Origin of the sequence: Desulfobacter latus, from assembly GCF_013389365.1 — a bacterium.
Lineage (GTDB): Bacteria > Desulfobacterota > Desulfobacteria > Desulfobacterales > Desulfobacteraceae > Desulfobacter > Desulfobacter latus.
Genome location: NZ_JACADJ010000020.1, coordinates 16,301 through 36,397, shown reverse-complemented (window position 1 = coordinate 36,397; position 20,097 = coordinate 16,301). Strand labels below are relative to the sequence as shown.

The following is a 20,097-nucleotide window of genomic DNA, read 5'->3' as shown; positions in this document are numbered from 1 at the left end:
ATGCTGACAACGTAATTTCGCTTGTGCTATTATTTTCTTTTAAGCATTTAACTTGATCATTGGGTAACAAGATGGAGAGACTATTATGGTTTATCAAAGGGTTGTCGTTGGATTTTGTACTATTTTATTAGGAATGATATTGACCTGTGAGGCAGCAGTGGCAACCAAGGGGAATTTTGCAACACTTGGGGATTTCAAGGGTGAGGTCATGGTTAAGAATGCGGGCGCATGGGCGAAACCTGCATTGGGCATGCCCTTATATTCCGGGACAAAAATCGTAACCAAGGAGGGGACGGCATCCGTCGTGTTCAAAGATGGGGCGACCATGTTCATTGATGTATTTTCGAGCATCCGTACCATTGACCAGCTTTTAAATGAGGAACCGCTTAAAGACGGGAAAAACCGGATCAGAAAAATCAGGATCATGCTTGGCCGGGCAAAATATGAAGAACAGCCGATAAACGAAAGAGAAACCCGCATCGAGCTTCCCACGGCTGTTGCGGCCTTGAGGGGAACCGGGGGCTGGTTTGGGGCGAATGAGCATCAAAATTCACTTGGGAAGCTCTATGAAGGCAGGATGGATACATCCGGCCGGTTTCAGGAAATGATTCCCAAAATTCTTACCTTGGCCCAAGCTTTGAACTCACCGACATTTCAGGCCTCTCTCATGTCATCCCAGGCCGGACATGATCCCCTGCTCAACGTCAAGGAAATTCAGTCAGAGGTTAAAACCTTTGCCGCCAACACCGACCCGGATGTTCAGGCTGCAGTCCAGTCGGTTATCCAGGTAATATCTCCGATGTTGAAAGCCATAGAAACCAAATTAGAAAAAGCCAAAGCTGCATCCGGGGTTAAGGAAAAAGCGGAACAGACGGAAAAAAAAGCCATTGAGACACAAAAAGACTCAACCGTTATAGAAGTCGCCGGCCTGTTAAAAGAAAGCATTACCAAATCGACAGATACTTTTGTTGAAGCAACTCAGGAATCCATAAATGCAGATATTGTCCTGCTGCTGGAAACGTTAAAGGGGGATGAGGAAGGTGTCAAGATTGCCAATACCGTGAAGGAACAGAACGATGCTGCCCTCGAGATTGCCCAAGTTGCCGTGGAGACATCAAATAAGGCCGTGGCGCTTGTTGAAACTGCTGAAAATAACGTGGCGCTGGGTATGGCCCTAACCGTTGCCAATACGGTGAAAAATGCGGTAAATACTGTTGCCACCGGTATTCGGACTGCCAACATCTCGGTGGCATTGACGGCACAAGACAATAAAGCCGCCGCCACTAAGGTGATGGAGATAACCCAGAAAACGAGCAGTGCCACTGATGTGGCTGCGAACACCATTACCCTTGTCAATGAAGCACTTGAAAATTTTAAAAACACCGAGGATGTCGATCTGGCCTTAACCGTTGCCCAAGCAGCGGAGACCACGTCAAAGATAACCCATAACACCGCCCAAATAGGGTCCCGCGCGGTTGAGCCCATCAAAGACGATGCGGATAATATAGGACCCCTGACCCAGGCGGTTGAGACGGCTGTTCAGTCGCTTGGCCAAGCTGAGCAAGCGTTGGAAACCCTTGGAACGGCTCTTGACACCGGAAAACAGTCTTTTGTTAAAGAAGCAACCCAGACCATTGAGCAGTCCAGTCAAGACATGGAACGCTTAAAATCAGAGGTTGATATTAAGGATGACATGGGGCCCCCGGTTGATCCGGAAGCCAATAGAAAGTCTGAAAAAACCGACGGTATCCACGATCCCTCCACTGCTGGGGCACCCCTTGGTATCGACATTATTGAAGCGCCGCTTACTCAGGATGATCAGTCGGCCAGTCCGAGATAGGCCGGTCCCAAAGAGAATGAATGACGGGATTTTCCCTTATTTTTGGGTAAAGTTCCAGGTGCCGTCCCAGTCTGCTGCCGGTGGTGCGGCAGACAGGGTACGGCACCTTTCTTGGAAGAGCAGGGATGGCTTGTCTGCTGGTTTGAGCGTCAGTGTCTTTTCAAAATGCTTGAGCGCCTCTGGAAATTCGCGCTTCCGGTATGCAGTCAGGCCTTCTTCAAAAGTTTCTATAAAAGTATAGGAACCTGCCGTAAAATAGTCATTGCCCAGAAGCTCAAAGATACGGACAGCTGCCTTCCTGCCTTTTACCCGAACTTGGTCGAGTTCCCTTGTAACCAAAGTACTATCTTCCAGGTGTACCTTTGTATATTCGGAAATGATGATTTTTACGCCGTAAATTTTTGACAGCCCCTCAAGCCTGGACGCCAGATTGACATGGTCTCCGATGACAGAGTAGTCAAACCGCTTTGCAGAACCCAGGTTGCCAACCACCATGGTGCCGGTGTTCAGCCCCACACCGATATGAAGACTGGGCAGCCCGTTACGTTCCCATTCAATGCGTTTATCATGTATTTTTTCACACATGGTAATGGCTGCCTTACAGGCCTTTACCGGATCACGGAGAGTGGCTATTGGTGCGCCGAAAAATGCCATCACCGCATCCCCCATGTATTTATCCAATGTACCGCCTTGCTCAAGAATTACATCGGTCAGCACGCCCAAATAATGATTGAGTACCAGGGTAAGCTCTTTGGGGCTCAATTTTTCCGAAATGGTTGTGAAATCCCGGATATCCGCCATCAAAACGGTTAACTCTTTTTCGTTCCCTCCTAAAGAGAGCTGGTCCGGATTTTTGACCAGTATATCAATGACCTCCCGGCTCAAATATTTTGAAAAAGAGGTCTTTATCCATTGATGCCGGCGGGCCTCTTTGACCAGATTGATGATGGTGAAGACGGCAAGGGTCACGCCGGCCAACGCTATGGGAAAAAACAGGGGGATGAGAATGAGCTGCCCTGCGAACAGCATCTGGGCCAGAATAAAGTATGCGGCCATGCCCGAGAATACCGATAAAATGGATATGGTCGGGGGTAAAAAACAGGTGACTGCCAGAAGACTCAGGACAAGGAGAACGATGCCTGCGGTTTCAGCCCAGACCGGGAATTCCGGCACCCGAATAATTTTATTTTGAAGGAGGTTATCGATAAAAGTGGCAAGGAGGAAAACCCCGGGGGTTTCTGCAGACAATGGCGTTGGCAAAATATCGCAAAGACCGGTGGCCATTCCGCCAACAATGACTATTTTGTCTTTAACTGCATCCCGGGGGAGATTTCCATGAATAATATCGGCAATAGAATAGGCTGGAAAACTATTTTCCCCGTAAAAATCCAACACCAGATTGTTTTCGATCGGAATCCGGGCCGAACCAAGGGCGATCTTCCCGTCTTTTATACAGGGTGTGTGGCCTGAAAAGTGGGCTACGGCCGCCACAGCCAGGGACATATATGATATTCCATTATTTTGCAATACCGGCCGGACCCGCCGCACAATGCCGTCCCGGTCCGGAAATATGTTTACAAAACCAAGCCTGGCTGCGGAATGTTTAAAAGAAGGAATCGGCATTAGAAGTCTGAATTGACCAGACGTTAATTTATCCGGGCTGAAATCAGGGGAATCAAAATCAAAATTAGACATTGCCTTTGCCGGAGATTTTTCCGGCTTGTTTTGACTACAAGACTTCGCTTCCAGGGCAAAGCCCAGGACAACATTGCCTGCCCAGGACATGGCTTCAGCCATGATTGCGTCGTGATCCGAGTCTGCAAGGGCCTGGTTGATTTCATCCAGGAAGATCCGGCTTTGGAAATCGCCGGTGAGGAGCCCCAGATCTTTGTAGTCTTTTTTTAGCCTGGACAATAAAAAGGAGACCGGATCAGATTCAGGCTCAGCAAATATAATATCGAATACCACAGTTGTGGCCCCCATTTCGCTAAGCCTCACAATGAGCTGGGCAAAAACCGATCTCGACCACGGCCACCTGCCGAAAGCCTTGATCCCTTTTGTGTCGATACCGGCAATCACAATCTTTCCGGAAGACTTTTGCTCTCCCTTGAGCGCAAAACGCAGATCAATGGTTTTTGACTCCAAGATATTGAGCAGAGGCCTGGAGGCTTTTAAGGTGAAGGGGATAATAAAAAAGACAAGAATCAGGCTGCAGGCAATGATGTGAGATTGAGTAATACGCGTCATGAAATATGCCTCTTTCAGTGGGACCTATACAAAACCGGTATATTTTTTTCCATGTCCTGAATTATGCTTGAAAATCAAAGGTAAAGTATCATATAATCTTTTTTTCATAATAATAGATTATTTATTTTAAGGATAGATCAATGGCAAAAATGTTTTACACCGGGAACAGGGAATCCAAGCTTCTTTCCAAAATCGAGTCTTCCAAGGAGCGGGAAAGAATTAAAACCATCAGCGCTATCCGGGATAACATTGATTCATTCAGTAACAAAGTCTCCATGAAACTCATTGAAGCTGGGCTTGTTGAAACCGTGAGCAAGTCCAGTGTGGAAAATCAAATTGTTCGTTGCTTAGACAAACTGTGCCGGGCCGAGGATTTTGATATTGATTATACAGTGGCCCCTTTCAGATCCCTGATTCCAAATCCCAATATTGCCAGCCTTTATTTGACCGCATTTGTGGTTGAAACATTGATCAATCACAAAGATGTCATTGATATCTATGGCAGTGACGATGATATCTATTTTTGTATTCAAAAAGAATTAAATGCCTTGCTGGAGGGTGGTAGCGGGTATCGATAAGCTATCTGCCGGTTTATTTAAAATTAATACAGGCCGCTTTTTCGAAATATTATCCGAAAAAGCGGCTTGTTCTTTTTTTTATTTTTTAATCCATGTACCGGCCTTGTTCTGATAATAGTGGCCTTTTGTGGCGTCTGCAAACAAAGCAGCGGCCCTTCTTTTTTGGACAAGCTGGGTGGACACGTTCTGCTGTTTTGCAATCCGGGTGTAAATGGTTTTCCGATCTTCATTTTCGGCTGCCACCACATCCTGTTTTTCTTTTCTTGTCGTGACAAATCCCAGATAACCTGTATTTGTTTCACCTACAATACCTTTATTTTTTAAATCGACAATCTGGGGCAGCCGCTGTTTCATGCGTTCCTTGATACTATCGGCAAGGGCCGCAGAACAAAAAATAAAAGACAGAGCAATGGTCATAGTAAGCAGTGATTTAATGGGGTTCATATTATTCAGTTCCTCCTGTTTTAGACGGATCGGTTTCAAGTCGTTCCTGGGCCGCATCAATATCACCGAAAAAATCGTCCAAGGCTTTGTCCACCTTGACGTTTACATCAATTGTAATATGGATGGGTTTAATTTCAACCGGTTTAACTTCAACCTCGTGGCTGGTTCTGCAACCGGCCGATGTCAGAACAAGAATACTGACAACCACGGCCCCACATCGTTTTAGCATGACAACCTCACTGTTTAAGGATTCATAATGCGCTTTAGATTATTACCAAATTGAATAACCTGGTTAAATGGCAGGGTTAAATTAACATCCAGTTTGATTCCCTGGAAATTTGATCCAGGGCTTTGTGCATCAACGCGAACAAAGGAATTCAGGGTTCGGTTATATTCAAAGGGTAAAACAGATAACGGCTTTCCATCAAGCTGCATGTTGACCTCAAGTGTATCCCCATGGGTATTCAGCATAAGCTTCACCCAGTTGTATTCAAAATTTTTCAAGGCTTCTCCGGCAAGATCAAGCTGGGAGAATTCCCGCGTATTTTTTGGAATTCCGGTAAGCATTTTGTCAAAATTCCTGATCAAAATCCGGCCCCCGTCTCCGGGTGTGGAAAAAAGAAAGCCCTTATCAAAACCGATTTCGGTCTTTTTCAAGACGACCGGGATACGCCCGCTTAAGGTGCCCCCCCCTTCTGCATCAAAGGCACCAAGCTGATGAAAAAGATCTTTCATCTCAAGTCGGTCACAGTATAATGTCAAATATAAGGTATTATCTTCCGAAGGCAACCTGAACGCCTCTGTTGAAACAATACCATTGCACCAGTTAAATTTCAAATTTTCAATATGAATTGATTTTCCATCTTCAAGGCTGAATCTTATTTTTCCATTGCTACAGTTAAACCGGCCGGCATTAAATGCGTCAATATTTATATACTGACCTGGCAGGGTTTCAGGGACCATCAGGTCATTTAAATGGATGTCGGCAGATATCCCGGAGATCGAAAAACCCGATTCAACAGCGTTTAGCATGCCGTTGGATACCTGGATATCGGCAGATGAATTAATTCTCTGATTTATGTATGAAAAATCTGCCTTGGCGGAAATGTCAAATTTAAACGCCTCAACCCCGGATATAGCGGGAACAAGAGGGATCAGCGTATTTGGGGTAATGGAAAACTGATTTGTGTTAATTTGCCCTTTTGCAAAAGGGGACATGCTCGAATCAAGGCCCGCCCGGGCGGAAAAATCAATGATTAGGTCCGGTAATTCGGCAAGACGCACCTTTCCTGCAATATCCATGGCAACATCTGATGTCTGAACAAGTTCGGCAGAAACAGCAGGCGCTATTTTATCATGCAGGATAACTTTTTTTGCCCCTGCCCGGCCAACCGCTTTGATATCTTTAAAAGGATAGGTCACAGGCAGTTCAAAATAAAACCCTTTGACCTGAATCCCTTTATCTTTCATGGTTTGTTGAACGGCAATTTTGTCAATCAGGGCATTGAATTTTATATGTTTTAAAGATTCAGGGTCCCCGAAGTTACCGTTAAATTCAGTTGTTACCTGTAACCCGGATATATCCAGAACATTCGTATATTCCGCTTGGTTATGTCTAAAAGACTTAAGGTCTGTCCCGGTAACCGCTAACTTTCCGGTCTGGTGTTCAAGGTTTCCAGAAACGGACAACCTGAACCGGGGGGCAAAAAGTTGAATTTGATCGGAAAAATCAACCGGGGACAAAGGCAATGCCATACGTTTAGGCATCATGTTCCATGTCTTGGTGGTTTCATTTTGAAGCGTCAAAGAAAATTGATCAAGCGTGCCTGATACGATTTGGGATAAAATTTCAAATTTGAACGAACCCAAATCAATTCCAGGGCTTCTGATCTGCACGGGTCCGTCTGCCTTAAGTGTCATTGCTGTTTGATCACAAGACAGCACACCTGAAATTTTAGGAAACTTGATCTTCAAATGAGGATCAGGTGCAAGCCCCAGATCATTAACTTCAGCATAAAACGTTGAAAAATCTTTGGTGTCAATTGCAAAATTCACAGGCCCACAGAACTTGCTTAAGGCCTGGTGTCCACCCGGCACCATGGCCAGAAGCATTTCAGGATAAAAGCGGTCTGCTGAAATTCTCATGTGTACGGCGCCTTGTATTAAATTCGCTGTGGCCCCAACCGTAATCTCTTGATTCATGGGGAAAATGGACAATTTCATATCCGCAAGACGCGTTTTACGGTCCAGTTGGACATCTGCCTGCATCGGAATATAAAACCGGTCTTTTCCGGTCTCAATAAAAATGGTGCTGTTTTTTAAAATGATGTGTGCCGGCAGATATTTAAAATATGATTCAAAGGCACTGATATCAGGATCAAATGCAGGCCCTGGATGATCAAGCTTGTTGGCCTGGGGAAATGAAAATCCGCTGACCCGGATTCTTTTTTTTTCATCCAGATGAAGGGTAACATTAAGTCCGGACATTACTAATTTTTCAACGCTGATGATATTTTTTATATCCATGTGGTAGCTAAACTGAATGGTGTCCAGGCGCAAATCCTCCCCAAAAGAAATATCACTGATCTGCGTGTTATTGATCCCCAAACGGGATACCTTGAAATCAAGGGGCCGGCCCCCCGGCAAAGGGCCAAGGGCTGATTGGACAATATGCTTTGAAATGGCGGGCAGAAAAACAATAATACACGGAATAGACAATACAAATAACAGGAGTGCCGGCAATAAAATTTTTAAAATAATTTTAAATGGCATTTTTAATGTCTACACGCAGCAAAAGATCACCTGGGGGCATACCTGGTATGAATTTTCCCATCCCCTTAAGCCGGATCATGGATCCGCGCCGGACGCCTGCAGGTACCACCACCCGGTAAACGGATTTCTTATTAAACCCCCAGGGAATGGTGACAAGTTTTTTAGTCCCGGTGAGTGCTTCAAGGGAGGTCAACACAATGGTACCGTAAAGATCAGATCCGCCGGACGGCTCTGCTTCAGGGGTGATAACATGAAGTCTTGGACTGTGTTTTTTTTGGATGTATCCGTCAATTTTTTTGCTGAATCCTGCCTTGGGCAATTTCATGTTTACGCCGATAAGGATCATACCCTAAAGATAATACCACAGGTTGCCACTGAACAGGCGGTTGTTTCCTGTTCGTCTCTTAATGGGATCATGACGGCACCACCCTGAGTTGAAATCTTTTAGACAATCTGATTTTAAGTTTTTTTAAAAGATCCATCACCGCATCTTCAGGTGTGTATTCTTTAAGATCTCTTCCTTTGGCAAGAGAGTTAAACAGGCCTGAATTTTTTTCATCCAGGTTAAGGGCTACCTGCACATATTCAAAAAGGGTAAAGTAAATGCCGGCCATCTGATGCGCTTCAGTCCTGGCGATCAGGGCCTTTCCCCTCAACGTCAAGCTCTGCTCAAGGGCCTGAATGGCCTGTTCTATACTGGTGAACGATTGCGGAAAATCAACCCCTTGTTCAATCATCTGGTCCGCCGGCCATGCATCTTCTTCAGTTTCAAGAAAATCCATATACAGTAACGCTGTCAGAATGGCTTTAACATCGTAATAGATATCAGGATCGTGACTGGCCCTTGGGCCTGCTACATTAAGGATACGGATACCTCGGTCCAGAATAAAGGCGTGAAGAATCAATGCCGCCTCAAAAACGTCCTGTTCCAGCAGATTTATTCTGCAAACCCATTTGTCTGCTTTCCGTGCAAACACATGGGTCAGGGATGACCCTCCTGTTAAAGGCCCCCTGGCAATGATCACCGTACCGTCGGAATCAATTATATTTTGCCGGGTCCGGGCAGGATAATCCCTGGTATCCATCTCCGTTAACTTGTAAATATCGGGTAATGGCCCGGATTCCGTTCGCCGGCCTTTGGTAATCCATCCGCCATGGGGAATATTAAATTTCATGGCAACGTCCAAAGCAGCACGGTCCGCCCCTGTCTGTCCACCTGACACAATTTTATCTAAAAGGCCCATGGCATCCTTCAAATGTGTCCGTTTTAAAATCCATGCCGAATTCATCAAGAAGCGCGCGTATCCGGACAATATCGTTTTTCGCTTTTTTTATCCGGACAAGGTGCTGGGTTTTTTCCTCCTGTTTAAGGCAGAAAAGTTCATCCATATCCTTGTTCAACGTTTCATACATGGTGAAACGTTGAACAATTTTATCTTTAAAATCCCGAGTTACCGCGTCTATTAAAGGGAAAAAATAATCCTGCTTCAAACTGCCGTGATAAGCTTTTATCTGTTGCTGCATCATGGCCAGCGTTTTTTTCTTTATTTTAACAGCCGCCCTGTCAAGTCCGGGCGTAAAGGAAAACCGCACATGCTTGTCCATCATGGCAGATACAAATAAAATCAAAGAATGAAGACTGAAATCGGTCACAGCATTGGCCTGCATGGTCCGGGTATATTCAGGCGAAAAAATCCGGTTCGACAAATGCAGCCCTAAAATTTTTTTTATGTTCTCAAGGTCGGCTGCCCGGGAATATGCTTCTTCTTCTTTGATAATTTCAAGGGAAAAACGGTCGTCCTTCCCCTCTCTTGAGGCGCCCATGGTAACATAATCAATACGGTAGGAATCCAAAAGAGATTTAAAATACGATTCTATGCGGGCCTCTTGAATGCGCACCAGTTGTTTAAGCTGCGGGGTTATCTGTTCAAGGATAAAAAGGTCAAGCTCACGTTTAAAATCCTGGAACATCATATACAAAATTTGTTTAAAACCGGTTGCATCAATCCCTGATCTGTAGGATTGTGAATTAATTTCGGCTTTATGGATAAATTCCGTCACAAGTTGAGTGATATTTTCGCTGTCTTTGAGGAATGCATTCTTTAAGTTGAATTCAATCTCCCTGCGAAGCGCCGACACTGCACCCATAACTGAGTTATCAACAATAACCCTTAAACGCCTGGCATTGCCTTCAAGATCGGCAAGACGTTTTCTGGCTTTTTCCTGATCCAAAAGCCCGGCGGAAAAGACATCAAAAAGGAGTTGTATTTTTTCCTCAAGAATGTGGATGACAATTTTAAGTCGTTCGATATGATTGGCGTAAAACAAATTGAACCGTGACGCGTCAAACAGCAGATTAAACTCTCGAAGAAACCGGGTATACTCCTTGGCGCAAAATGCGGTCATTTCCTTGTCCTCCTGCCAAAGTTCAAGGCGTTTTTTATTTTTGGGTGACAGGCTTTTGCCAAGGCCTTCAAACAGGGTATACAAGGCTGAAAAAGAAAAGATCCTGACATCCGGCACCAAAAGTTTTAGTTCAGCAATCGTTTTATCCTGTGTCGCTTTCAGGTTGTTTAAGTTATCATGTTCACTTAAATCACAGTTGAAAATAAAAAGAATATTTTCCATCAGCCCAAGGCATTTTATTCGTTTTAAAAAAACCATATCAGCCTGACGCAGTCCCGTACGTGATGAAATGCAGTAAACAATCAGATTGGCCGCCTCAAGATAGGAAAATATTTTCTCAAGGACGGCCGGATCAGTGGAATCCGCCCCCTGGCAATCGGCAATTTCAACATTTGGATTAATGGTTTTTCCGTACACTTCCAGGCACACGTCTTTAACATAAAACGCCTTGGCCGGATCTGCTGTAAATTGTGTGTGACGGTTAAAGGATTTTGCATCAAAGCTGATGGTCTGTTCGTCAGAGCCGATGACGTCCAGACAGTGTCTATATCCGTCAAGGGCATTGCGGATGACCAGTGCCTCAGGGCGAAGTCCTTGGGATGTGATCGGAAACGCAGATACAATGGTATCAAAAATACGGCGAAGTTGCTGCCGGTCCTGGGTCCGTCTGATATCAAACGGCGGGGATTGGTCCTTACCCGGAAACATTTCCAGACAACTTTCGATTTCACGATTGATGTCATCCCATGATTTAAGATGAATAATGGCCTTGTTTTTTTTGCCCTTCCTGATACGGGTGGTGATGGATGTGACCACCCCTGCCCCGCGCTGGACCAGTTCTCTGCCCGACATCGCGTTGATAAAAGTGCTTTTGCCGGATTTAATCACGCCAACCACGGCCACACGTAAAATCCCTTCATTGATATATGAAGGAATTTTGCTGCAAAGTTGCCTGCTCTCAACAAGGCTGTTATCTGAATTGTTTGAAACGGTAGTCAGACTGTCGATCACCGAAAGGGTATCAGAAACTAAATTTTCTATGCATGCTTGGGGGGTTAAAGTCATTGGCCGGCAAATCAGATCAGCATCATGGCTTTTTCATATTTAAGATCCGGTTTGGTATCAAACAAAATTTCCCTGGACATATCACAGGTAAGCCAGGCCGAATCGGCAAGTTCATTGTCTAACTGCATGGGGCCCCACCCGGCACAACCCAGAAGGATCATAAAGTCACCAGGCACCCGCCCCAGAGCAATGGCTTCCAGGATATCCCGGGAATTGCTCAAAGCCAGCCAGTCTGAAATTCGAAGGGTTTCGCGCCACTGAAACGGACCGCAGTGAAGTACAAATACGCCCGAAGGCTGGACAGGACCGCCAAGGAAAATATCTATTTTATCGATGTTCTCATTGCAGGTAATACCTAAATCTTCAAAAAGCTCCCGGCCGGTAAGTAACGGATGAACTTTATTGATAATAAAGCCAAGGGCACCGGATTCATTGTGTTCACAAAGACAGGTAACGGTCTGTGCAAAATTCGGATCCGGAAGACCGGGAATGGCCATGATGAATTTTCCTTTCATATTCTCCGTAATCTGGTCGTTCATCAATTTTTCTCCATGCTGCCGATCGGCGCATTATGTTATTTTGTATCCGCTCTTTTCCCACGCCCGTATACATCATCAAATCTGACAATATCATCTTCTCCCAGGTATGGACCGGACTGTACCTCTATCAGTTCCAGAGGAATCTTACCCGGATTTTCGATCCGGTGCATGGTACCAAGGGGAATGTAAACCGATTGGTCCTCATTTAAAAGGATCTCTTCACTGCCTTTGGTGACAATGGCCGTCCCGGATACAACGGTCCAGTGTTCAGCCCGGTGGTAGTGTTTCTGCAAAGACAGCTTTGCGCCGGGTTTTACGGTTATTCGCTTTACCTGGTATCTGTCCGCCATATCTATGGTTTCATAATCACCCCAGGGCCGGTAGACTTTGGCATGGAAAATCGCTTCCGCTCTGTTTTGCGCTTTTAACCGGGTAACTATTTTTTTTACATCCTGGACCTGATCCCGGGGGGCCACCAGCAAAGCGTCCTTGGTGTCGACAATGACAAATTTTTCAAGGCCTACGGCTGCCACAAGACGGTTGTCGGAATGGATGTACGTATCCGTGACATTATGTACCAGCACATCTCCGCTGGTTACATTATTTAGGTCATCTTTGTCACCGGTCTGCCATAACGCGTCAAAAGAGCCAAGGTCATTCCATCCGGCATCAAGGGCAATGACAACGCCGTTGGCTGTTTTTTCCATAACTGCGTAGTCAATGGAATCTTCTGTAATCGCTTCAAATGCCGCTTTATCCACCCTGAAAAAATCCAAGTCCATGCGTCCATCTTTAATCGCTGTGCGGCATTTTTCAAGCATGTCCGGGGCAAATACCCCAAATTCGGAAAGAACAGCAGAAGCCTTGAACATGAACATGCCTGAATTCCAGCAAAAATCGCCGGATTCAAGATAGGAGACCGCTGTATCATAATCCGGTTTTTCCACAAACCGGTCAATCAGGAAGGCTGGATCGGAACCGTCAATTTTGATGCCTTTCTTGATATATCCGTAGCCTGTTTCCGGTGAGGAGGGTACGATGCCGAAGGTGACCAGTTTGTCCTGCCGGGCCAGTTGCGCACCCGATTGAATGATTTCATGAAACGCTTCAATATTTTTAATTTCATGATCTGCCGGCAGTACCAGCATCACCGGGTCATCCTGATGCTCAGACTTAAAATCGTCATTAAGAATCAATGCTGCCAGGGCAATGGCAGGAGCCGTATTTCTGGCAGCCGGTTCAAGAATAATTTTAAAATTATTGATATCAATCCGACGGATCTGCTCTGCGGTCATGAATCTATGATCTTCATTGCATATAACAACCGGGTCCCCAAGACCATTCAGGCCGGATAACCGCAAGAGGGTATTTTGCAGCATGGTATGCGCGTTGTACAAATTAATGAGCTGTTTGGGGTACAACGATCTGGACATGGGCCACAGCCTGGTTCCGGAACCGCCGGCCAGGACAACAGGATAAATCATGGTTTCTCCATTACTTTTGTGCAAGATAAAAGGTTAAGGTCAATTTCTTTTCAACTGGATAAGATTCAATATGCTTAAGATTGAAACCGGTTCTGTCCAGCCATCCTGAGATTTGCTGCCGGGTAAACCCCAGCCAGACGCCGCCAATGATATTCTTGATTTGTTCCTGATTGTGTTTTAAAAAATCCACGAGAAGAAACAAGCCCCCGGGGCTGAGAACCCGGTATACCTCCCGGATCGCGCGTTCAGGTTCGGACACATGGTACAAAACCATGCTCATCAACGCCGCATCAACCTCCTGTTCACACATGGGAAGATGTTCCAGCTCTCCGATGCGAAGTTCTAAATTCCGGCTTTCCGGCAGCCGGAGTCTTGCCTGCTCAAGCATCTCAGGAGAGACATCCACACCGATAAGTCTCTTTTCATCCCTGCCAAGCAGCGTCGCAAGCATCTCACCGGTCCCGCAGCCAAGATCGGCAATAATCGACGCATCCCGAAGATGGGGTTCAAACACAGCGTTGGGATTGAAGTCGCCAAGAACCTTTCTTTTTAAACGATCCCACCGCGGCGCAGCGGCTTTAAAAAACCGTCTGGATCTGTTTTTTCTCAATACAATACATTGCTTTGTACGGGCAATATCTTCCTGCAATCCCGGGTCGTTTTTAAGCTGTCTGCAGATAAGCGCAACCAGTTTCCGGTTATCTCCGTTTTTATTCGTGGCATAATAAATAAAACTGCCGTCTTTTCGTGATACCAGAAGCCCTGCTTCAAGCAGAATTTTTAAATGCCGGGATACCCCGGACTGCACCATGTTCACCACGGAGACAATTTCATTCACATTGAGCTCAAAATGCTCAAGGATAAATAAAAGCCGCAGTCGGGTGGGATCAGATAACGCTTTAAATTGTTTAATTATTTCCATAAAAGTGATGGTAAGCCTTTTAGGATTAAATAGTAATCTGATCACCAAAATTCATAATTTTGCATTCAATACCATTGGGATTAATTTTGGCACAAAAATCTTCAGGGTTTGCCTTGATCAAGTCAAATGTGTTGTAGTGCATGGGAACGGCCTGAGCCGGTTTAACAAAATCACAGGCCATGGCGGCATCTTCAATTCCCATGGTGAAATTGTCGCCGATAGGTACCATCATGGTATGAATATTGTTCAGCTGCCCAATAAGCTTCATATCGGAAAACAGCCCGGTATCCCCGGTATGATAAAGGCTTTTTCCAGTAATGGTGATCACAAAGCCTGTGGGGGTGCCGTGGCAGAGATTATCCGGGGTTACTGAACTGTGAAGGGCCTGGGTTAGCTTAATCCTGCCGAAATCAAACGCAAAGGCGCCGCCTACGTGCATTCTATGAACGCGAAGTCCCTTGCCTTCCAGATAAAGGCCAAGTTCGTTTTCACAGACGCATAATGCATTGCATCTGTGGGCAATGCTCAGGGTATCACCAAGATGATCCCAATGACCATGGCTGATCAGGATATAATCTGCTTCAACATCTTCGGCCTTAACCGGCGATATGGGATTATCATTAAAAAAGGGATCAATGAGAATTTTTAACCCGTCATCACAAGTGATTTGAAAAGCGGAGTGGGAAAAATATCTAAGTTCCATGACAGATGCCTTCTTTTAAAAGATGAAATAACGTTTACCTTACACTGACAACCGGGCAGTCCGCCTCTAATATCACGGTTTGCGCCGTGGACCCAAACAATAGTTTACCGACATTTGAACGGCTTTTTACGCCGATGATAATTTCATCCACCTTTTTTTCGTTTGCAAACGCAACAATATCTTCCCCGGGCTCCATACCACGGATTAAAAGATGTTTTTCACAGGGTATTCCCTGTTCCTTAAAAAAAACCTGCGCCTGGTCCAGATTTTTTTCTGCTTCCAGGATTTTTTTCTGGTCCTTTTCCGTTCCCTCCAACATCGAGGTAACAACCAGTACCGTGGCATTAAACGCCTTTGCATGTTCAACGGCAAGTTTGAGCAGCTCCTGACCGATATTAATGCCTTTATATCCAATGAGAATTTTCATAAAAATCACCTTAGCTAACAAACAATAATTTAAAAAGATAATAATCTAAAATAATGGATCGAACCATGTTTAACAAGACTAAAATGTCAATCTTTGCCGATAACGGTACCGATAATCAGCATAATGAGACCCAAACCGATCAAAACCCCGGCAAGATGAATCTCATAAAAAAATGAATATAATGCATTGTAAACCGTATCATTGGAGATATTGTCCAGAATTTTATCGGTAATGCCTTCAAAAAAAGTGGAAATGGTCATGCTGGAAATAAAAACAGCTGTACCCATGAATTTTGAAATCAGGACAAACAATCCAAGTACAAGACCGGCAATAATTGAAAAAATTCCCAGCTTTGAGGTCATGATTTTTCCTTAACTTAATCATCAAGTTTTAGCGCTATCTTCTTTATACAATTTATTGTATATGCAGGCTGCATATCAGGTCAAACTATTTACTCGCTTTACTTGGGCACGTTTTATGATAAAGCCTGCATCGGATTTCAAACTATGACACAAACCTCTACCTTTAAAAAAATCGGATTTGCCTCGTTTATCATGATGGCATCGGTCTTTGCCAGCAGGATCATCGGTCTTGTGCGAGAAACCGCCATTGCCTGGATGGGCGGTGCAAGTGCCGGCGTTGATGCTTACCAGGTGGCGTTTGTGATTCCTGAAATTTTAAATCATGTGGTGGCGTCAGGTTTTTTGTCCATTACGTTTATTCCCATCTTTACCCGGTATCTTGTTAAAAACAATGAACAGGAAGGATACCGGGTTTTTTCCGTTATCCTGAACTGCTTTGGCGCATGTCTTTTTATTTTTATCTGCCTTTCCATATTTTTTGCGCCTGAGCTGATTTCAGTTCTTGCCCCCGGGCTTAGAAACGGCTCGGCCTTTGATCTTGCCGTACGCATGACCCGAATCATTATCCCGGCCCAATTTTTCTTTTTTGCCGGGGGACTGTTCAATGCCGTACAGTATTCAAAGGAGCGCTTTGTTTTCCCGGCCCTTGCCCCATTGATTTACAACACCGGCATCATTGCGGGCGGGATACTTCTGTATCCGGTTCTGGGTATGGAAGGATTTGCCTGGGGTGTGCTTGCCGGCGCCTTCTTCGGCAGTTTCCTGCTTCAATTGTTTGGGGCTAAAAAGGTCGGGCTGATCTATATGCCAAGCTTTAATTTCAGGCATCCTGATGTGATAAAATATATATTTTTAACATTCCCCCTGATGCTTGGATTGACCATGACCTTTTCCACGGAAATCCTGATGAAATTTTTTGGCTCATTTTTAAGCGAGGGGAGCATTTCAGCCATGAATTACGCCCTTCGCATCATGTTTATACTGGTAGGGCTTTTCGGCAATGCCGTTGGTGTGGCATCCTATCCGTTTATGGCAAAAATTGCTGCAAAAAAAGATCTTTACGGCCTAAACACCATTATCAACCAAACGCTGAAATATATATTTATTGTGATGCCCTTTTCAGTTGTCTTTATGATTCTCAATAAAGAGATTGTGGCCATTCTATTCCAGCGCGGGGCATTTGACGCTCAGGATGCAGCCCTGACATCAGGGGTGCTGCCGTATTTTATGGCAGGGGCCTTTGCATTTTCCGCCCAGACCATTGTTTCCCGGGGATTCTTTGCTGTTCAAAACACACTGTTTCCAGCTATTTTTTCATCTGTATGCGTGGCGTTAAGCTTACCGCTGCTTTACGTTGCAATGACCGCCATGGGAATTAAAGGCGTGGCTTTGGGGCTGTCTTTGTCCGTGATCATTACCACAGGGGCTTTATTTGAGGCCTGGAGCAGAAAAACAAAAAACGCCGGACGATCAGAGGTTTACACTTTTTTGGGTGTAATGGTACTGGTCAGTATCGTGGTATGGCTGATTTTAAAAGCGGTATATGCCGGAACCGTCGATTTAATACCAATCTCCGGTTTTTTCGCCCATGTATTTATTTGTATGATTGTCGGTACGTTATTTTTGATCATTCTGGCAGGCATTGGAAAAATTTTTAAAATCAGCGAGATCAACTCACTTTATGCCAAGGTGACGGCAAAGACCGGTTTGCTTAGGAACAGGCCTTAAATATCCTGCCCATGTTTCTATATCCAGGAGCGCAGACGTCCCGTCCGCAGTAACGATGCAGGCGGGACACCTGCGCTCCCGGGTTGAAAAAATAACAGCCGATCAATCAGGCGAGTGCGGGCCTGCTTCCGACACAGCGGTGCAGCCGCCGTTTCCGTAACTTGCCCGACTCGACGCCTTATTGACCTGGAACCAAGACAAGCCGGAAGCCAACGTTGCTGTTCCGATCGTCGGGTGAATAGTCGTTTCGATTGGCCGAGCGACAGTCCCTGGCCAAGCTGAGCCAGCTACCGCCCCGGACCACCCGGCGCGAGCCGGAAGGCGTACCTGCGGGGTCAATTGTTTTTTCTGCGGGATAATCGCCTTTCCAGTCGGAACACCATTCCCAGACATTGCCGCTCATATCATAAAGGCCCCAGGGGTTAGACTTTTTCCGCCCCACTTCATTGGTCTGAAGGCCGCTGTTCTTTTTATATAAAGCATATTGGTCGACCATGGTGTCATCCAGATCATTACCCCAGTAACACCAGGTGTCTGTCCCTGCCCGACAGGCATATTCCCATTCAGCCTCTGTGGGCAGACGATAAGTCATGTTTGGGTCTTTTTCAGATAATTTTTTGCAAAAGTCTTGGGCTTCATCCCAGGTCACCCGTTCCACCGGAAGGGTATCCCCCTTCCAATGGGATGGATTCGTACCCATGACCTGTTCAAACTGGGCTTGTGTCACCTCAGTTACCCCCATATAAAAGGCTTTACTGATCTCAACCTCATGCTGTAGTTCATCAGAATCCCTGTCTTTTTCATTATCTGCAGATCCCATTATGAATTTGCCCGGCTGGACCAGATGGAATTTCATACCAATATCGTTGGTGATTTCTTCGTCTTTGGGCTGTTTGCCACACCCCGTAAAAATAATAGCAAAGCAAAACAATATTAATATGATATGCTTTTGATACAATTGACTCATGACGCCTCCTTGAATATTAAATGAATTAATTAGATACTTGATACTCGATCATCAAGTGATATACTTGATCATCAAGAGATACTAAACTCCAGCCGCTTTGTAAATATATCCAATTCAAGTTTACTTACAAAGGTTGTGAATATCGGCAAAATCAAATATAAGGTTTAACAGCATACTTTATTTTTACTTACACTCGATCATTAAATTAGTGCCATTTGGGCGGGCTGTTGGGTGTTGGGTACTGGGTACTGGGTACTGGGTGCTGGAAGATAAGTTGTTGGGTTTCACTTCGTTCAACCCAACCTACGCTGTGGCCGATGTTATGACCAATCCCGAAGTTCCTATACTATCGAGTTACAGCCCCATATATATATAAATTTTTGGAGCGTTCAATGCGTATATATGCAGTTGCAGACATTCATGGTAAACCCGAACATATGGAATCCATTTACAGGATTATAGACCAGTACCAGCCCGAGTTGATGGTTGTCCCCGGAGACATGACCTGTTTTTTCAACTGGTCTACCGTTCTTTCCCAGCTTGACAGTTTGCCGGTTCCTGTTCTGGCGATCCGGGGAAATACGGATTTAAAACGTATTGAACCCCGGATTAAAAAAGCAGCCAACATCACGCTGATAACGCAAAGTCCGCTTCAGGTCAAAGGATTTTCTTTTGTGGGGACCTCAGGCACCTTGCCGTTACCTTTTGCCAACAGGATTGGCCTGAATGAAAAAAAACGGCTTGCCGCCCTTCCCTGCCCCATGGAACCGGATACGGTAATGGTGGTCCATACGCCGCCAAAGGGGGCGTGTGACCGCATAGGCAAAAAAATTCATGCCGGCAGCCGGAATCTGGCCCGGTTTATCAAGGCCGCAGCGCCTGCGCTTGTGCTTTGCGGGCATATCCATGAAGATTTTGGGCGTAAACCCCTGCATCAAAGTACCGTGGTTAACTGCGCCATAACAGGACCAGGATCAGGGGCCGTCATTGACCTTGAAAAAAATGAAGTCCCCAAGGTGAATCTCTTGTATCCGGATATGCCACAAAATTAGCGGTATGTGGCATCCGAATGTCTTGTCACTGTTCAAGCCGTTGCAAACCAAAAGAAAAATTGATAAATAAGGATTTTTGATCTATAGTCACCATCAATTTATGGATACACTCAAAATCTATAACGGAGAAAATGAATGAAAACTTTTAAAATTATATTATTCATACTTTTCCTGGTGCTTCTGGTTGTTTTCGGCATTCAGAATCAGGAATATTTTCTGGCAAGTACGGCGCTCCTCATTGACTTTAAGGTAGGGTCTTTGAACTACACGGTCATGAACCTTCCCAATTGGGCCTATTGGGTACTCTGCCTGGTCCTGGGCCTTTTGATCACAGGAATTCGCGGACTTATTACGTCCGTTCGTCTGAAACGCCAGGTCAGAACAAGAGACGAACGGATTGAAAGCATGAAAGGAGAAATCAATTCTCTTCAGACACGCCTTGATATATTTATTCACGATCCTTACATTAAAAAACATTTGGAAGAAGAAGCCCGCAAAGATCAAAATCAAGAACAGGCTGTAACCGAGGAAAAGAAAAAGGCCTGAAATTTTATACCCCCC

General features: G+C 45.2%; 19 protein-coding genes. 5 read left to right on the top strand and 14 right to left on the bottom strand.

Going from position 1 to position 20,097, the window contains the following annotated elements; translation table 11 throughout:
- Positions 1-139 precede the first annotated feature (139 nt).
- Positions 140-1,840, top strand: a complete 1,701-nt coding sequence (locus tag HXW94_RS08000; protein WP_178366373.1) for a FecR domain-containing protein — start codon at positions 140-142, stop codon at positions 1,838-1,840.
- Positions 1,841-1,876: 36 nt separating this feature from the next.
- Here HXW94_RS08000 and HXW94_RS07995 read toward each other — a convergent pair whose 3' ends face one another.
- On the bottom strand, positions 1,877-4,087 hold the full coding sequence (locus HXW94_RS07995) for a CHASE2 domain-containing protein (RefSeq protein ID WP_178366372.1): 2,211 nt from the start codon (positions 4,085-4,087) through the stop codon (positions 1,877-1,879).
- A 140-nt stretch (positions 4,088-4,227) separates the two neighbouring features.
- Between HXW94_RS07995 and HXW94_RS07990 the strand changes: the two genes are divergently transcribed.
- Positions 4,228-4,665 (top strand): hypothetical protein, encoded by a 438-nt coding sequence (locus tag HXW94_RS07990; RefSeq protein WP_178366371.1) that lies wholly within the window; start codon positions 4,228-4,230, stop codon positions 4,663-4,665.
- A gap of 78 nt (positions 4,666-4,743) precedes the next feature.
- Here the strand turns inward: HXW94_RS07990 and HXW94_RS07985 are convergent, their stop codons facing one another.
- The 12 genes from HXW94_RS07985 to HXW94_RS07930 all read right to left on the bottom strand — a co-directional run bounded on the left by HXW94_RS07985 (position 4,744) and on the right by HXW94_RS07930 (position 15,789).
- Positions 4,744-5,109, bottom strand: coding sequence for a YdbL family probable chaperone protein (locus HXW94_RS07985; protein WP_178366370.1), 366 nt, complete (start codon positions 5,107-5,109; stop codon positions 4,744-4,746).
- 1 nt (position 5,110) lies between these two features.
- Entirely contained in the window at positions 5,111-5,338 is a 228-nt protein-coding gene (locus HXW94_RS07980) for a hypothetical protein (RefSeq protein WP_178366369.1), read from the bottom strand.
- 14 nt (positions 5,339-5,352) lie between these two features.
- A complete protein-coding gene (locus tag HXW94_RS07975; protein ID WP_178366368.1) occupies positions 5,353-7,881 on the bottom strand; it encodes an intermembrane phospholipid transport protein YdbH family protein in 2,529 nt (842 codons plus the stop codon).
- Entirely contained in the window at positions 7,871-8,206 is a 336-nt protein-coding gene (locus HXW94_RS07970; protein ID WP_246293796.1) for a DnaJ C-terminal domain-containing protein, read from the bottom strand. Before HXW94_RS07970 ends, HXW94_RS07975 begins: the two co-directional genes overlap by 11 nt.
- An 88-nt stretch (positions 8,207-8,294) precedes the next feature.
- The gene (locus HXW94_RS07965) at positions 8,295-9,125 is read right to left on the bottom strand and encodes a putative molybdenum carrier protein (RefSeq protein WP_178366367.1); all 831 of its coding nucleotides are present in this window, start codon (positions 9,123-9,125) and stop codon (positions 8,295-8,297) included.
- Positions 9,109-11,352, bottom strand: coding sequence for a dynamin family protein (locus HXW94_RS07960; RefSeq protein WP_178366366.1), 2,244 nt, complete (start codon positions 11,350-11,352; stop codon positions 9,109-9,111). Before HXW94_RS07960 ends, HXW94_RS07965 begins: the two co-directional genes overlap by 17 nt.
- Before the next feature lie 11 nt (positions 11,353-11,363).
- Positions 11,364-11,891, bottom strand: coding sequence for a YqgE/AlgH family protein (locus tag HXW94_RS07955; protein WP_178366365.1), 528 nt, complete (start codon positions 11,889-11,891; stop codon positions 11,364-11,366).
- Between the two features lie 35 nt (positions 11,892-11,926).
- Positions 11,927-13,375, bottom strand: a complete 1,449-nt coding sequence (locus HXW94_RS07950) for a mannose-1-phosphate guanylyltransferase/mannose-6-phosphate isomerase (protein WP_178366364.1) — start codon at positions 13,373-13,375, stop codon at positions 11,927-11,929.
- 10 nt (positions 13,376-13,385) lie between these two features.
- Positions 13,386-14,297: an ArsR/SmtB family transcription factor gene (locus HXW94_RS07945; protein WP_178366363.1), complete on the bottom strand. Its 912-nt coding sequence runs from the start codon at positions 14,295-14,297 to the stop codon at positions 13,386-13,388.
- A 25-nt stretch (positions 14,298-14,322) separates the two neighbouring features.
- Positions 14,323-15,000 (bottom strand): metal-dependent hydrolase, encoded by a 678-nt coding sequence (locus HXW94_RS07940; RefSeq protein ID WP_178366362.1) that lies wholly within the window; start codon positions 14,998-15,000, stop codon positions 14,323-14,325.
- 34 nt (positions 15,001-15,034) lie between these two features.
- The gene (locus HXW94_RS07935) at positions 15,035-15,427 is read right to left on the bottom strand and encodes a universal stress protein (protein WP_178366361.1); all 393 of its coding nucleotides are present in this window, start codon (positions 15,425-15,427) and stop codon (positions 15,035-15,037) included.
- Positions 15,428-15,513: 86 nt separating this feature from the next.
- Positions 15,514-15,789 carry a hypothetical protein gene (locus HXW94_RS07930; RefSeq protein WP_178366360.1) on the bottom strand — a complete coding sequence of 92 codons (276 nt, stop codon included), beginning with the start codon at positions 15,787-15,789 and terminating at the stop codon, positions 15,514-15,516.
- Between the two features lie 144 nt (positions 15,790-15,933).
- Here HXW94_RS07930 and murJ point away from each other — a divergent pair, with 144 nt between their 5' ends.
- On the top strand, positions 15,934-17,517 hold the full coding sequence (gene murJ, locus HXW94_RS07925) for a murein biosynthesis integral membrane protein MurJ (RefSeq protein ID WP_178366359.1): 1,584 nt from the start codon (positions 15,934-15,936) through the stop codon (positions 17,515-17,517).
- Between the two features lie 178 nt (positions 17,518-17,695).
- Here murJ and HXW94_RS07920 read toward each other — a convergent pair whose 3' ends face one another.
- A complete protein-coding gene (locus HXW94_RS07920; protein ID WP_178366358.1) occupies positions 17,696-18,484 on the bottom strand; it encodes a formylglycine-generating enzyme family protein in 789 nt (262 codons plus the stop codon).
- Positions 18,485-18,876: 392 nt separating this feature from the next.
- Here HXW94_RS07920 and HXW94_RS07915 point away from each other — a divergent pair, with 392 nt between their 5' ends.
- Both HXW94_RS07915 and HXW94_RS07910 read left to right on the top strand, forming a co-directional pair.
- On the top strand, positions 18,877-19,536 hold the full coding sequence (locus HXW94_RS07915) for a metallophosphoesterase family protein (protein ID WP_178366357.1): 660 nt from the start codon (positions 18,877-18,879) through the stop codon (positions 19,534-19,536).
- 135 nt (positions 19,537-19,671) lie between these two features.
- Positions 19,672-20,082, top strand: coding sequence for a hypothetical protein (locus tag HXW94_RS07910; protein WP_178366356.1), 411 nt, complete (start codon positions 19,672-19,674; stop codon positions 20,080-20,082).
- Positions 20,083-20,097 lie beyond the last annotated feature (15 nt).

Bases quoted from the DNA above. Each gene is read 5' to 3' on its own strand.
- HXW94_RS07995 (WP_178366372.1), bottom strand. From the start codon at position 4,087: ATGACGCGTATTACTCAATCTCACATCATTGCCTGCAGCCTGATTCTT.
- HXW94_RS07990 (WP_178366371.1), top strand. From the start codon at position 4,228: ATGGCAAAAATGTTTTACACCGGGAACAGGGAATCCAAGCTTCTTTCC.
- HXW94_RS07985 (WP_178366370.1), bottom strand. From the start codon at position 5,109: ATGAACCCCATTAAATCACTGCTTACTATGACCATTGCTCTGTCTTTT.
- HXW94_RS07980 (WP_178366369.1), bottom strand. From the start codon at position 5,338: ATGCTAAAACGATGTGGGGCCGTGGTTGTCAGTATTCTTGTTCTGACA.
- HXW94_RS07975 (WP_178366368.1), bottom strand. From the start codon at position 7,881: ATGCCATTTAAAATTATTTTAAAAATTTTATTGCCGGCACTCCTGTTA.
- HXW94_RS07970 (WP_246293796.1), bottom strand. From the start codon at position 8,206: ATGAAATTGCCCAAGGCAGGATTCAGCAAAAAAATTGACGGATACATC.
- HXW94_RS07965 (WP_178366367.1), bottom strand. From the start codon at position 9,125: ATGGGCCTTTTAGATAAAATTGTGTCAGGTGGACAGACAGGGGCGGAC.
- HXW94_RS07960 (WP_178366366.1), bottom strand. From the start codon at position 11,352: ATGACTTTAACCCCCCAAGCATGCATAGAAAATTTAGTTTCTGATACC.
- HXW94_RS07955 (WP_178366365.1), bottom strand. From the start codon at position 11,891: ATGAACGACCAGATTACGGAGAATATGAAAGGAAAATTCATCATGGCC.
- HXW94_RS07950 (WP_178366364.1), bottom strand. From the start codon at position 13,375: ATGATTTATCCTGTTGTCCTGGCCGGCGGTTCCGGAACCAGGCTGTGG.
- HXW94_RS07945 (WP_178366363.1), bottom strand. From the start codon at position 14,297: ATGGAAATAATTAAACAATTTAAAGCGTTATCTGATCCCACCCGACTG.
- HXW94_RS07940 (WP_178366362.1), bottom strand. From the start codon at position 15,000: ATGGAACTTAGATATTTTTCCCACTCCGCTTTTCAAATCACTTGTGAT.
- HXW94_RS07935 (WP_178366361.1), bottom strand. From the start codon at position 15,427: ATGAAAATTCTCATTGGATATAAAGGCATTAATATCGGTCAGGAGCTG.
- HXW94_RS07930 (WP_178366360.1), bottom strand. From the start codon at position 15,789: ATGACCTCAAAGCTGGGAATTTTTTCAATTATTGCCGGTCTTGTACTT.
- murJ (WP_178366359.1), top strand. From the start codon at position 15,934: ATGACACAAACCTCTACCTTTAAAAAAATCGGATTTGCCTCGTTTATC.
- HXW94_RS07920 (WP_178366358.1), bottom strand. From the start codon at position 18,484: ATGAGTCAATTGTATCAAAAGCATATCATATTAATATTGTTTTGCTTT.
- HXW94_RS07915 (WP_178366357.1), top strand. From the start codon at position 18,877: ATGCGTATATATGCAGTTGCAGACATTCATGGTAAACCCGAACATATG.
- HXW94_RS07910 (WP_178366356.1), top strand. From the start codon at position 19,672: ATGAAAACTTTTAAAATTATATTATTCATACTTTTCCTGGTGCTTCTG.